This is a genomic window from Synechococcus sp. UW105, from assembly GCF_900473935.1.
GTDB lineage: Bacteria > Cyanobacteriota > Cyanobacteriia > PCC-6307 > Cyanobiaceae > Synechococcus_C.
In genome coordinates this window covers 59,418-71,172 of the sequence record NZ_UCNN01000030.1, presented here as the reverse complement: position 1 = coordinate 71,172, position 11,755 = coordinate 59,418, and the positions used below count along the sequence as shown (strand labels likewise).

15 protein-coding genes are annotated in these 11,755 nt (G+C 57.1%); 9 read left to right on the top strand and 6 right to left on the bottom strand.

Features of this window, described 5'->3' with window-relative positions:
* The first annotated feature begins 4 nt into the window (after positions 1 to 4).
* Together DXY16_RS12690 and DXY16_RS12685 are read left to right on the top strand one after the other, a co-directional pair.
* A complete protein-coding gene (locus DXY16_RS12690; protein ID WP_371410928.1) occupies positions 5 to 2,440 on the top strand; it encodes a ligase-associated DNA damage response DEXH box helicase in 2,436 nt (811 codons plus the stop codon).
* A 169-nt stretch (positions 2,441 to 2,609) separates the two neighbouring features.
* Positions 2,610 to 3,176 carry a DUF1543 domain-containing protein gene (locus tag DXY16_RS12685; RefSeq protein WP_115121769.1) on the top strand — a complete coding sequence of 189 codons (567 nt, stop codon included), beginning with the start codon at positions 2,610 to 2,612 and terminating at the stop codon, positions 3,174 to 3,176.
* On the opposite strand, the gene DXY16_RS12680 is transcribed toward DXY16_RS12685, so the two are convergent.
* Positions 3,161 to 3,859, bottom strand: coding sequence for a triacylglycerol lipase (locus DXY16_RS12680; RefSeq protein ID WP_115121768.1), 699 nt, complete (start codon positions 3,857 to 3,859; stop codon positions 3,161 to 3,163). The genes DXY16_RS12685 and DXY16_RS12680 overlap by 16 nt on opposite strands.
* Positions 3,860 to 3,899: 40 nt before the next feature.
* Here DXY16_RS12680 and DXY16_RS12675 point away from each other — a divergent pair, with 40 nt between their 5' ends.
* The 4 genes from DXY16_RS12675 (at position 3,900) to DXY16_RS12655 (ending at position 6,148) form a co-directional block, all read left to right on the top strand.
* Positions 3,900 to 4,379 carry a DUF427 domain-containing protein gene (locus DXY16_RS12675; protein WP_170953964.1) on the top strand — a complete coding sequence of 160 codons (480 nt, stop codon included), beginning with the start codon at positions 3,900 to 3,902 and terminating at the stop codon, positions 4,377 to 4,379.
* Between the two features lie 77 nt (positions 4,380 to 4,456).
* Complete coding sequence (locus tag DXY16_RS12670) at positions 4,457 to 4,924, top strand: NUDIX domain-containing protein (RefSeq protein WP_115121525.1); 468 nt, start codon at positions 4,457 to 4,459, stop codon at positions 4,922 to 4,924.
* 203 nt (positions 4,925 to 5,127) lie between these two features.
* Positions 5,128 to 5,925, top strand: coding sequence for an ABC transporter ATP-binding protein (locus DXY16_RS12660; RefSeq protein WP_244281682.1), 798 nt, complete (start codon positions 5,128 to 5,130; stop codon positions 5,923 to 5,925).
* A 25-nt stretch (positions 5,926 to 5,950) separates the two neighbouring features.
* Complete coding sequence (locus DXY16_RS12655; protein ID WP_115121522.1) at positions 5,951 to 6,148, top strand: hypothetical protein; 198 nt, start codon at positions 5,951 to 5,953, stop codon at positions 6,146 to 6,148.
* Between the two features lie 36 nt (positions 6,149 to 6,184).
* Here the strand turns inward: DXY16_RS12655 and DXY16_RS12650 are convergent, their stop codons facing one another.
* Both DXY16_RS12650 and DXY16_RS12645 read right to left on the bottom strand, forming a co-directional pair.
* On the bottom strand, positions 6,185 to 6,448 hold the full coding sequence (locus DXY16_RS12650) for a DUF6737 family protein (protein ID WP_115121521.1): 264 nt from the start codon (positions 6,446 to 6,448) through the stop codon (positions 6,185 to 6,187).
* The gene (locus DXY16_RS12645; protein ID WP_115121520.1) at positions 6,445 to 7,095 is read right to left on the bottom strand and encodes a PCC domain-containing protein; all 651 of its coding nucleotides are present in this window, start codon (positions 7,093 to 7,095) and stop codon (positions 6,445 to 6,447) included. The genes DXY16_RS12650 and DXY16_RS12645 overlap by 4 nt, the downstream gene beginning before the upstream one ends.
* 99 nt (positions 7,096 to 7,194) lie before the next feature.
* On the opposite strand from DXY16_RS12645, the gene DXY16_RS12640 reads away from it, so the two are divergent.
* Positions 7,195 to 7,431, top strand: a complete 237-nt coding sequence (locus DXY16_RS12640) for a CopG family transcriptional regulator (RefSeq protein ID WP_115121519.1) — start codon at positions 7,195 to 7,197, stop codon at positions 7,429 to 7,431.
* A gap of 34 nt (positions 7,432 to 7,465) precedes the next feature.
* On the opposite strand, the gene DXY16_RS12635 is transcribed toward DXY16_RS12640, so the two are convergent.
* A complete protein-coding gene (locus DXY16_RS12635) occupies positions 7,466 to 8,536 on the bottom strand; it encodes a transporter substrate-binding domain-containing protein (protein ID WP_115121518.1) in 1,071 nt (356 codons plus the stop codon).
* 210 nt (positions 8,537 to 8,746) lie between these two features.
* Between DXY16_RS12635 and pdeM the strand changes: the two genes are divergently transcribed.
* Both pdeM and DXY16_RS12625 read left to right on the top strand, forming a co-directional pair.
* Positions 8,747 to 9,436, top strand: a complete 690-nt coding sequence (gene pdeM, locus DXY16_RS12630; protein WP_115121517.1) for a ligase-associated DNA damage response endonuclease PdeM — start codon at positions 8,747 to 8,749, stop codon at positions 9,434 to 9,436.
* Positions 9,433 to 10,956, top strand: a complete 1,524-nt coding sequence (locus tag DXY16_RS12625; RefSeq protein WP_371410917.1) for a hypothetical protein — start codon at positions 9,433 to 9,435, stop codon at positions 10,954 to 10,956. Before pdeM ends, DXY16_RS12625 begins: the two co-directional genes overlap by 4 nt.
* A gap of 7 nt (positions 10,957 to 10,963) precedes the next feature.
* On the opposite strand, the gene DXY16_RS12620 is transcribed toward DXY16_RS12625, so the two are convergent.
* Both DXY16_RS12620 and DXY16_RS12615 read right to left on the bottom strand, forming a co-directional pair.
* On the bottom strand, positions 10,964 to 11,281 hold the full coding sequence (locus DXY16_RS12620) for a hypothetical protein (protein WP_244281681.1): 318 nt from the start codon (positions 11,279 to 11,281) through the stop codon (positions 10,964 to 10,966).
* A complete protein-coding gene (locus DXY16_RS12615; RefSeq protein ID WP_115121516.1) occupies positions 11,281 to 11,751 on the bottom strand; it encodes a CBS domain-containing protein in 471 nt (156 codons plus the stop codon). The genes DXY16_RS12620 and DXY16_RS12615 overlap by 1 nt, the downstream gene beginning before the upstream one ends.
* Positions 11,752 to 11,755: the final 4 nt, after the last annotated feature.

Here is an 11,755-nt window from a genome sequence, read left to right as displayed (position 1 = left end):
GTCGATTCTGGAGCCAATCCATGCTTGGTTCAGTCATAAGGGTTGGAGTCCTCAACAGTTTCAACGGGAGGCCTGGCAGTCCCATCTGGCTGGACACTCCGGCTTGATTCAGGTGCCAACAGGGTCGGGAAAGACCTACGCCGCAGTGATGGCGCCCATGGCGGAAATGCTCGCTGCAACACCAGCGAGAGAGGGTATTCAGCTCTTGTACATCACGCCATTGCGTGCCCTCAGCCGTGATCTGGCCAGCGCCCTAGAGGAACCAATCAAGACGATGAACTGGCCATTGCGGGTCGGCATCCGCAATGGCGACACCAGCACAACTGAACGCAATCGACAAATCAAGACACCACCGCAGATCCTGATCACCACACCAGAATCGCTTTGCGTGCTGTTGGCGAGTCGGCATGCCAACAGCCTTTTCGCCGCTGTAACCACGGTGGTGCTGGACGAATGGCACGAGCTCATCGCCAGCAAACGTGGCACCCAAACGGAGCTGGCCCTGAGCTGGTTGAGGCAGCAGAACAGGAAGCTTCAGACCTGGGCCATCAGCGCAACGATCGGCAACCTGCAGACAGCCGCCCACCATGCTCTCGGCCCAAACAATCAGCCCGTCCTGATCACGCGAGGAGGACAACGCTGTTTTGAAGTGAGCAGCGTCCTTCCAGACAGCATCGATGGTTTTCCTTGGGGAGGGCATCTCGGACTCCGTCGTTACGAAGACCTGGTGGGACAGCTGGTGCCAACGATCAGCACCCTGCTTTTCACGAATACCCGAAACCAGGCGGAACGCTGGTTTCAATGTCTTCGTTTCGCCTGCCCCGAGATGGAGGGGTTGCTTGCCCTGCACCACAGCGCCGTTGATCGACAGGAACGAGAAGCGATTGAAGCCGGCGTCAAAGCGGGAACACTGCTTTGGGTGGTCTGCACAAGTTCGCTCGATCTCGGCGTTGACTTTCAACCTGTGGAGAGGGTTGTGCAGATCGGTTCGCCCAAGAATCTGGCTCGCTTGCTGCAGCGGGCGGGTCGATCCGGCCATCGTCCAGGCGCCACCTCAAAGGTGCTCTTCATGCCAACCAATGCCCTGGAGCTGCTTGAACTGAGCGCCGTGAGGCGTGGGCTCTGCTCCGGCTTGGTTGAGGAGCGTCACCCCCCCGATCAACCCCTTGATGTGTTGCTGCAACATCTCACGACCCTGGGCTGCGGTCCAGGCTTCCACCCAGAGGAGACCCTGCATGCCATTCGGGGCACAGCCACTTACCGCCAGCTCAGTGATCAGGACTGGAACTGGTGTCTACGTTTTCTGCAGCACGGCGGAGAATGCCTTGGTGCTTATTCGCGCTACCGCAAGCTCGAGGTCGACGAACAGGGACGACTGGTGGTCAAGCAAAGTCCCATCGCACGCTTACACCGTCTCAACATTGGCACGATCACATCAGCACCATCGATACGAGTCCGCTTTGTCAGAGGTGCTGTTCTCGGGCATGTGGAAGAAACCTTTATCAGTCAACTGAAAGCGAAGGATGTTTTTTTCTTCGCGGGCCGCCAACTGGAATTTGTCCGTCTGCGCGACATGACCGCATACGTGAAAGCAAGCACACGAAAAAGCACCACTGTTCCTGCCTGGGCCGGAGGTCAGATGGCCCTTTCTGATCTCCTCACCCACCAGCTTCGGGAAGAGGTTGCTAGGGCCGGTCGAGGGGAGTTGGACAATGCCGAATTACAAGCCTTAGAACCGTTGTTTGTAAGGCAGCAAGATCTCTCGGTCCTTCCACAGGCGGATCAGCTGCTGCTGGAAACGTGTGAAACAAAGGAAGGGAGCCATCTCTACGTCTTTCCGTTTGAAGGCCGATTTGTGCACGAAGGACTGGGCTTCCTGTTTGCCACCCGATTGACACGATTGCATCGAGGCACGGTCACCGTCTCGGTGAACGATTACGGCTTCGAGCTACTAGCTACTCGCCACTATCCATTTGCTGAGCTGATCAACCATCACATGGAACATCTTTTGGATGTTGCATGCCTGGAGGAGGATCTGGAACAAGCCCTCAATCTCTCAGAACTGTGTAAGCGACGATTCCGCAGTATTGCCCAGGTGGCTGGGCTGCTGGTGCAGGGTTACCCGGGTAAGAGCAAAAGTACGGGTCAGCTCCAGATCAGCGGGTCTCTCCTGTTCGATGTCTTTAATCGACATGAGCCTTCAAGCTTGCTCTTACGCCAAGCCCGCGAGGAAGTGCTGAAGGAACAGTTGGAACTACCCCGCCTCAAGGCATCACTAGAACGGATGGTTCAAAGCGACATCATCCATCAACCAACACCGCGACCAGGGCCACTGGCCTTCCCTCTTCTTGTTGAGAGACTGAACAACAGGATGAGTAATGAATCCATACTGGAACGGATTCAACGCATGCAGGCCGATGCCTTGAAGCGTGAGGGATAGGACCGTTCTGCATGTCTTGGCATGGTGAATGAGATCGAATGTTTAAGGGCTGCTTCTCCGTACCGACCTAGAAATGCTTCGGCAAGCCAAGCAGCACCAGGCCAATTCCCCAGAGAAAGCTACGGTCAGCATCCGTCTCTCCGCTGCAGCCATGTCGGTCGCTGATGCCATGAGAACGAAAACGGTTCTTTTTTTAGTCGTCCTCGGTGGCCGCACACGCCAGTCGCATGTTGAGCTTCATGACGTGCGTTGGGTGGCTGGCGAGAGGATCGACGACACCTTTTCAGAACTGAAGCTGCAATGGTTCGGCAGTCGTAGAGGTCTGCACATCGACAGCTACGTCGCCATGCATTGTGTTGATGGCTATGCGATTGAATTGAAACGGGTGGGGCAACGCCAAAGCAAGCCGCCATTCAGTCCTGGTGGAGCCGTGAAACAGCGCCTCTGGTTCGTGAACATGGGCGCCTATGAAGCCCATTCGTTACAGGAGCTGCATCATTGCGGGTGTGTGGTGGCACCCACTGCTGAGGCAGCCAAATCCAGAGCTCGTCAACGTTGGCTGTGTGGTGCCTTGCAGCAGCACAAAGACGACTTGCATGCCATTGATCAGCTGGGGGGAGTCGACGACTGCCTACCCATCGACGACTTACAAGGTTGGCAGGTTCATCTGGTCCCCGCTCCGAATCAAACGTCCTGCAGCTTCCAACCCGACTGGGTCGGTTACAAACCGATCTGATTCGCCCACAAGCCAATCCGGTCATCCGATCCATACCAGCTCGAACCAAACAAACCGCCATGGGCCGTGTCAGCCAGCACCAAATGGCGTGCTCCTGTCAGCAGCGCTGACTCGACGGGCACCAGTCCATCACCGTCGACATCAACCGTTCCGGCAATGTTTCGGTAGCTACCAGAAGCACTGCGGCGGCTAAATCCACTCGCATTCGCGGAGGCAAGATCAAGGCAACCGGCGACAGCCAAATAATCAATGCCGTCGACGGCTACACCAGGGAAGCGACGATCAACCATGGCCCTAAGCGGGGTGGCGCGCTGGGCTTGATGAGGGCTACCAAGGGTGATCAGTCGATTGCAGACGTCCGAGCCCCGATAACAGCGACCAGCGAAGAGCTCGTTTGTGAGATAAAGCCTGAGCATCACGCCACCTGAACTGTGGCCGATGAGTGTCACCTTCCCCGTTGGCGAATGACGCGCTAGGTGCGTCACAAGCTCATGCACCCTGTCCAGCAAACGCGTCCAGCCCAACGCCCAGGTGGTGAGCATCCAATCCAACCGGCTGGCTGGCACGACCTCCACCTCCGCACCCTGGTGACGTAGCCAAGAGGCGATACCGGCATAGGCCTCCGGAGTAATCAAGAAACCTCCAAGGATGACCACCGGTTGCAAGGGAGGAGATTTGGGCATCTCAGTGTTGACCATCCGTCGCCATCATCGGTGAACGCTGATGCAGCTGATCTCCTTGCAACATGTCCGAGACTATCCACGTCCTCCCAGAATTGAAGAGGCCACTGAACACGTTCTTGTAAAAATCGGCAATGACGTGTTGTTCGATGGTACTGGCTGTTTGAAGGTGTTGGAGACCTTTCACCCACCCACCTATTACCTTCCACCGGACCAGACGAAGAGGCAACTGTTGCGGCCAACCTCTGGTCACAGTTTCTGCGAATGGAAAGGTGTCGCCAGTTACTTCGACGTCTGCAGCCAAAGCCGAACAGTGCCCAGAGCTGTGTGGTGTTATCACCAACCGTCACCTCCCTTTGCGGCGATACGAGGTTGGTTCGCTCTTTACCCAGGCCTGATGGATGGGTGCTGGCTCAATGACGAAGCGGTGATACCGCAACCGGGAGGCTTCTATGGAGGCTGGATCAGCTCAGCCGTCATTGGCCCCTTCAAGGGTGATCCCAACCATCCCGAGTTGATCTGACCAACACTTCACTTTGAGCCAATGGACTAGGTGAATGATCTGAATCAAGCTGATGACAGCGACACAACCGCTCAACCATGACTCCTCGCACCGAGGTAGCCGTCGCCATGCTGCATCAGAACAACCGCTGGCTTCTGCAACTCCGAGATGACGTCGAAGGGATCATTGCCCCCGGATGTTGGGGTCTGTTCGGGGGTCATCTCGAAGCAGGCGAGTCTGCTGAAGTTGGATTGAGACGGGAATTGCTGGAAGAGATCAATCTGCGGGCCAGCCACTTGACGCCCTGGTTCACCCACCACAACAGGGAGCGACTGTTGCACGTTTTCGTGGGCCCACTGCCAGTGGCGGTTGAGTCACTGAATCTGATGGAAGGACAAGATCTAACCCTTGCGAGCATGGGCCAGATCCAGGGAGGAAGGATCTACAGCAGACAACTCAACGAAAATCGTGCGCTTGCAGGCTGCCTCAAGTTGGTGGTTCAACAGCTGCGCTCCAATCTCCCTTTTGACAGCCACCTGAACCCGATCAAAGAAGCTGGAGGATGACCACAAAAGCAAGACCCAGCAGCAACCACCACCACCAGCTGATCTGGATGCGTTGTTGAGAACCCCGAGGCCTAGAGCGAACCACAACAGAGCCCTGAGGCGCTCCACATCGGGCACAAACAAGGCGACCACCGAGAGAGCGATCCGCTCGCCATGATCTTGATCCACACTGCGAACAGACGGCCGACATCAACAACAACTCAGTGACAGAAAGCACTCACCCCTGGCTTGAGATGGAGGCCGTTGAAGCCTGGATCGAAACCAGATGTGTGTTCCACAATCTCACTCTCAGCCTTCGCACCGGTGAGCACACCGCGATTCTCGGACCGAATGGATCGGGGAAGAGCACGTTAGTACGACTGATTGACCGCAGCATTCATCCTGTGGTGAAACCAGGCTCTCACCTACGACTGCTCGGGTCTGACTTGCCCCTGCAGTGGGAGTTGCGGCGGCGGATTGGCCTGGTATCAACCGAACTGGAGCAGCGTGTCCCCCGCCGCGTGCGTGTGATCGATCTGGTTCTTTCCGCCTTCTTTGGATCCATTGGGCTACGTCAAGATCAAACACCAAGCAACACCCAGCTGGATCGAGCTTTCCAGCTTTTAGAGCTCTTCGACATCGCCGAGCTTGCCCAGGAACGATGGACGTGTCTCTCCGATGGCCAGCGCCGTCGCGTGCTGATCGCGAGGGCACTCGTCCACCAACCGGATGTGCTGGTGCTTGACGAGCCGACCAATGCACTTGATCTCAGGGCAAAGCACCGCCTGCTCAACCAACTGCGTCAGCTCTGTCAATCACAAACCACTTTGGTGATGATCACCCATCAGGTGGAGGCCATCATCCCCGAGATCACGCGTGTGATCTGTCTCAAAGATGGGGCTGTGATGCAAGACGGCCCCAAGGATCACATCCTGAACGGCCAAGCGCTGACGACGTTGTTCGACACGTCGCTGCAGGTGATCGAAGCTGGTGGCTATCGCCAGGTCATGCCCCTGTCATAGCCTCTCGGGAACGTGGATCCGAGCCATGAACAGCAACGCCAGCATCGACGCCCTGGAGCTGATGCTCACCGATCTACGCACCCGCAACGAGCCGATCCGCCACAAAGCAGCATTCCGCGGATGCCAACCCGAATTTCAAACCCTCGTCAGCAGATTGATTGGTCAATTGGAAAACGAGCTGATGAGCGAAAAGCAGCGCTATCGGCTAGAGCAGCAGCCCTAACCAAGCGTCTGCTCAACCAACACCTCAGACCAGGGTTTATGGGATGTTCCGATCCAACTGGTCTTGCTCCGCCGCCAAGCGATAAGCACTCGGTGCAAGCACCAGAAACAACAGCCACCAAAGCAACACCGCCAGCGAAACGGCAATGGTGAGCCAGAGAAGGTGAAAGAACCACCAACTGGCCAACGAAATACAAAGGCCTGTCAGCAGGATTGACCAGGGTTGACACCACCAGGGCTTGAGGGCCCAGAGGTCAGCAGTTTGATCAGATGAGGCCTGGGGAGAAGGAGGGTCCGTCAACGCAGTTGGTCCAGAGATCCATCCGCATGCAGCTGGGCAAGAGCGTCGTATCCGCCAATCACAGCGCCGTCGATGAACACCTGAGGGAACGTGGTCATTGCACTGCGTTGATGCAATGCGTTGTAGGTCTCATCACTGTCGACCGTGATCAACGCATGAGCAATGTCGAGACTGCGCAGAATGCGAATAGCACGTGTACACCAGGGACAACCTGGAAGCACGGCCACCTCCACGCGGGGAGTAGCAAGGGGTGCAACAGGCTTCGGCTCAACCTCAGTCGGTTGGTTGGGATCCAGAGTGGATGGAGCCTGGGGGAGAGGTTGATCGAGCAGACCCAAGAGAAGGTCAGCACCCTTGAGCACAAGCGTGCCCGGCTCGAGATGGCCACCCCACACCTGGCAAGCAGCATCCGAAAGGCTCAGGTGCAAATGAGCTCCATCGGGTGAGAAATGGCCCTGAAGCGTGATGATTTCGAGGTCACCCTCAAGAACATTGGGCTCCGACTGGCCTGGGCATTGAAAAGCCGCTCTCGACAAGTTGCCGACCACACCAAGCACATAACCCGACACGTTGTGGCTGAGGGCCAGGGCTTCGAGGACATGACGCAGATCCTGGCCAGGGGCAAGCTTCATAGCCAGAGATCGCATCACAACTCCCTTTAAGTCCGGGACAGATTAACGCGTGCACCCTCAGCCGCCGGACGAACGACAGGAGCTACGATTTGGTTACCAATCCGTAACGCAAACGTGTCAATCCTCCAATCACTGCTGAAGGAGCTCCAGGAACGCCTCGAAGCAGAGACCCCATCACCTTCCGCCGCAGACGTCGCCGAGGCAGCTGAGTCCGAACGTCTCAACGTGACATTGCCGGGAGGGGTGATGGGACAACTCAAGCAACATGCCCTTCGAGAAGGTCGCAGCTGCAGCAGCCTGGCCTCCTTTCTGATTGAGGATGGGCTCCGACGTCACCAAAGCCTTGTGTGAAACCGTCCCCTGCTCTGCAAAGCCCGAAAGGTTCTTACTTCAAGGCCTGACGGGTGATGTTTTTGATCCTGCCGTCGAGCTGCATATTGACCAACTGCACATCAATCGGTGTGCGCAATGGGCTGCCTACAGGCACTGAAAATCCGTAAGCCTGCTTGGCGACAGAGAACGGAGAGACTTTGAGCCCAGATCTCGGATTTTGACTGAGGTAGTACCGAAGCTGAACGGAATCGAACATCACGGCCTCCACCTGGTGGCTCTTGAGCAGTTTGACCGCCTCCGGAAGGGTCTCCGCCACTTCAGACCTAGCCCGGTAGAAGCGTGCGAGCGATTCGCCACTGGTGCCCTTGACCACTGCGACCGACATCTGGCTGAGGTCATCGAGAGACTCAATCCCTGATGGCGCCGTCCTTGAGAAGGACACGGTGAAGGCGGTCGCCAGGCCCGCGGTGATCGAGGAAAGGGCAACGAGGGAAAGAACCATCCAGGCACCGGCAATCGCTCTGCCGGTGCGGGACTGGGGGGCACGATCGCCGTAGCCAACAGTGGTCAGTGTGACCAACGCGAACCACATGCCATTGCCAACACCATGGGCGTAGGCGCGGGGGAATTGATCGCTGTTGCGGCGACGTTCAGCCAACCAGATCAGGTTGCCGACAACAAACAGCAGGAAGACCAAAATTCCAGCAGAGGAGAGTGCCGCCAGCCCAAAGAACGGTTGGAGGCGACGGAACAGGCTCGGCGCAGTGATTGGCACCAACAAGCCTTCTTCGGCCAGGAAGTAGGGCTGGGTGAAATCAATCAGCGGATCAGCCAGTCGCTGAGGCGTAATGCTGATCGGACCGACAGCAAGGTCAAGATCGCCCTTCGCAAGTGCACGCAGGCTCGCATCGGTATTGGGCTGACCAACCCACTCGAATGGCTGATTCAAGCGAGTGGATACGTCCTGCCAGATTTCGACACTGATACCGCTGTAGACACTCCCCTCTCTCACGACAAAGGGAGCTGTGCCACTAATTCCAACCCGAAGCACCCTTGCAAAGGCATCGACAGGTGTGGTGGCCAGAAGGATGACCGCGAGCAGCAGAAGACGCAGATGCTGCATGACAACTTCAACCCTGATCGAGACGTCGCACAATCAGGCCCATCGCCACAAGCGAACCAGCCAGAGCAAGAAGCAATGCCAGGGTCATGCGGAAATCACAGCAATTACATGGACGCACATTGGCATTTCTTCAAGGAATGTGCTGGCCAATACAGGTGTTATTCGCCAAGATGCTCAAATGCACTGCGGATCTGACATCAGGCTCGACCCATGCCGGGGATAAGTCACACCTGGCAATGGCAACGTGAGGAGCTGGTTTTTCTGGCCGATCGTGCTCTGTGGAGACCCAAGGCCAGCCAGTTGTTCGTCGCTGATTTGCATCTCGGCAAGGCCGAACTGTTTCAACGCCATGGCATCCCGATCCCTAGCGATGGCGATCAAGGCACCCTCAACCCCTTAATCGAGCTCTGCCAACGCTTCAGCCCTCAACTGCTAATCGTGCTTGGGGATCTGATCCATGGCGAACTGGGGCTCACCGAGAGGTTGCGCCAAATCTTGCGCTCGCTTCCAGATCTCTGTGGCTGCCCTGTGAGGTTGATCGGAGGCAACCACGACCGCTCCAGCCGGATCGAGGGCCTGCCTCAACAGCCCAGTTATCGATGCGGAGACCTCTGGTTAAGCCATGAACCGGAAACACCGCCTAAACAGCAGGATCAGCTGCTCAATGTCTGCGGTCATGTTCATCCAGTTGCCGGCATTGGCAACGGTTGCGACAGGCTCAGGCTTCCCTGCTTTGCCTACAACCCTTCTCAACAGCGTCTGCTGATTCCGGCCTTTGGGCAATTGACGGGTGGTCATCACTGCGACGAGGGATATCGCAAATGGCTCGTGGCGGACCATGCCATCGTGCCTTGGTTTGAACCCCATCCCAACCGGGATGAAGCGAGGGTGGCCAGGTGACCAGCACTCTCTCCAAATCGGCCCAGGCCAGAGCACGAAAGCCTCAGCCTGAATCGCCACAACGCCTTCCAAAGACCAAGAGCCGGCGGCAAGCACGCCGCAGGAGGCGTCCATGGCTACTGCGCAAACGGCTCTGGATTGTTGGCTTACCCCTGATCACGTTCGCCACGCTCATTGCCCTAGCACCCGACACTCCTGGCCCAGGGGAGCAGGGCACCAGCGCAAGTTTCGACAATCTGGGCGAGGCCGGAGGTGCGTTTCGCTACGTGCCTGATGATGAGGTTTACGCCCTTGATTTCGATCCCCGCAAAGTGAGGATCGGACTGCTGGAGGGATGGGACCGTGAACAGGATGCCTTCCAGGACACGGCTGCTCTGGCCTACGTCACCGGGCCGATGTACGAGCGTCACCTCGAAGCAGGGGGCCAGGAGATCACCGTGCCCTTGGGAGACCTCAAGTTCGGTCAAAAGGTCTGGAAGGGGCGTAACCGCACCGCTGCGCGTCAACGCGCTTCGATCGGCATCCGCAAAGACGGAGGAGTCGATTTCAGTTATGGCGAACTGACAGCGGAGAAATCCGCGCTCTACGACACATTCATCGGGGGGCTTCACAGCGTTTACAACGACTTGGAAGAGCCGCCTGCGGCTTACACAGGTGCTTACAGCATCAGCATGGGCCAACGGATCCGCTACTACCTGCCAAGGATCCGGATGGTGTTCGGGCTCCGTCAGGACGGCCGACTTGAGATGTTGATGAGCAAAGACGGCCTCACACTCGAGCAAACACGAGACCTGGCAAGACGTCGCGGGCTAGTGAGCGCCTATCTACCCGATCACGCCTCCAAGAGCCGACTGATTATTCCTGGGGTCAAAGGTTTTACAGAAGAGGACGCCAATTGGATCAGTGGCGGCGCGACCAGTTTCGTGCACGTTCCATACCTGCTGCGTTTGAGTCAACGTCGCGCCCCCTTACGCGGTGACCTGATGGACAACATCGGGCTGAAAATCAGGATGAATCAACGCTGTTCCAATCCCTTGGACTGCAGTCAATGGTTTGCAGGACGGCTCTTAGACCGCTCTCTCGCAGGACTGAACCGGGTGATGGAACAAGGCGTAGAACCGGTTGCACGCATGATCTGGCCACCAAGATCGGGGCCTGCTCAACGACCGGATCGCCAAGCAGAGCAAACATTGGAGATCCCCTCTGATCGCTCCCCTCTGCCTGAGCCACCGATTACCGCAGATCCTCTGGTCTTGAGAGAGAGTCTCAGCCCCGCCCCCAACCCCATTCCCGGAGACTCTGCCGAACAGCAACTTTCTCCTGCTGAACCAACTCTCCGCCCGACCCTGCCACCTGACTTGCCACCCCCGCTTGTCATGCCTGACCCCGTGGCCATCCCCCAACCCAGTGAGACCGAAGGCATGGGCGAGAGAGCTGAAAACGATTTTTCCGCGGATCAACAGCCGGAACAATTCCATGACGCGCCGCCGCCGCCACTGCTGCCTCCACCAATGCCCTAAGGAGATTTCAGGGGTTAAAAATTCCATTGCAGTCATCCTGCGGAGGACGGCGGAAGCAACCTCCATCAGGTGACCAGTAACCCAAAGCAGGAAGGCTGAGCCGTTGCCGACGAGCCTCTGCATCAACCGCCTCCACACCGATGGCAGTGATCAGCACAAGCCCTTCCTGATCAACAAGATCAAGGAAATCACTTTCTTCCATTTCATCGACAGGACGACGTGAAGCCTGCGGCTGTGCCGGCTGGAGAGGGAGTCCAAGTGTCGTCCCCAGCGCCAGGAGAATCAGAGCAGCAGGACGGATCGCGTTGATCAAAGCGTTACGCATCAACCACCCTGATCAGCGAGAGCTCTCACCACATCCCCTCGGGTAATCACGCCGACAGGTTGCTTGCTTTCATTCACAACATAAAGACGTTGGGTACTGCGCTCATGCAGCAGAGCAGCTGCCTTAGGCAAAGGCAGTGTTTCGGCACAGGAGTGCGTGTCATCAACCATCAGATCCTGCACCGCGTTACCGAGTACCTGGTGGACCTGTTTGTCCCAGTTCAGTGGATTGCGCAGATAAATCACGCTGTCCAGAAGCATGACGTAAGGACCGGCATCCACACCGCTCTCTCGCACCATCAGATTCTGCTCGGTCAATTCACCGATCAGTTCACGCTTGCCGTTGACCACTGCAAGCCCACTGATGTGATGCTGACTGAGCAATCTCACAGCTTCCTGAAGCTCGGTTTCAGGCGTGACGGTCAAGACCGGAGAGGTCATCACATCACGGACCGTCTGCTGAAGCACCATGGAA

Bases quoted from the DNA above. Each gene is read 5' to 3' on its own strand.
- DXY16_RS12685 (WP_115121769.1), top strand. From the start codon at position 2,610: ATGAGAACGAAAACGGTTCTTTTTTTAGTCGTCCTCGGTGGCCGCACA.
- DXY16_RS12620 (WP_244281681.1), bottom strand. From the start codon at position 11,281: ATGCGTAACGCTTTGATCAACGCGATCCGTCCTGCTGCTCTGATTCTC.
- DXY16_RS12615 (WP_115121516.1), bottom strand. From the start codon at position 11,751: ATGGTGCTTCAGCAGACGGTCCGTGATGTGATGACCTCTCCGGTCTTG.
- pdeM (WP_115121517.1), top strand. From the start codon at position 8,747: ATGCCGGGGATAAGTCACACCTGGCAATGGCAACGTGAGGAGCTGGTT.
- DXY16_RS12680 (WP_115121768.1), bottom strand. From the start codon at position 3,859: ATGCCCAAATCTCCTCCCTTGCAACCGGTGGTCATCCTTGGAGGTTTC.
- DXY16_RS12645 (WP_115121520.1), bottom strand. From the start codon at position 7,095: ATGCGATCTCTGGCTATGAAGCTTGCCCCTGGCCAGGATCTGCGTCAT.
- DXY16_RS12675 (WP_170953964.1), top strand. From the start codon at position 3,900: ATGCAGCTGATCTCCTTGCAACATGTCCGAGACTATCCACGTCCTCCC.
- DXY16_RS12655 (WP_115121522.1), top strand. From the start codon at position 5,951: ATGAACAGCAACGCCAGCATCGACGCCCTGGAGCTGATGCTCACCGAT.
- DXY16_RS12670 (WP_115121525.1), top strand. From the start codon at position 4,457: ATGACTCCTCGCACCGAGGTAGCCGTCGCCATGCTGCATCAGAACAAC.
- DXY16_RS12635 (WP_115121518.1), bottom strand. From the start codon at position 8,536: ATGCAGCATCTGCGTCTTCTGCTGCTCGCGGTCATCCTTCTGGCCACC.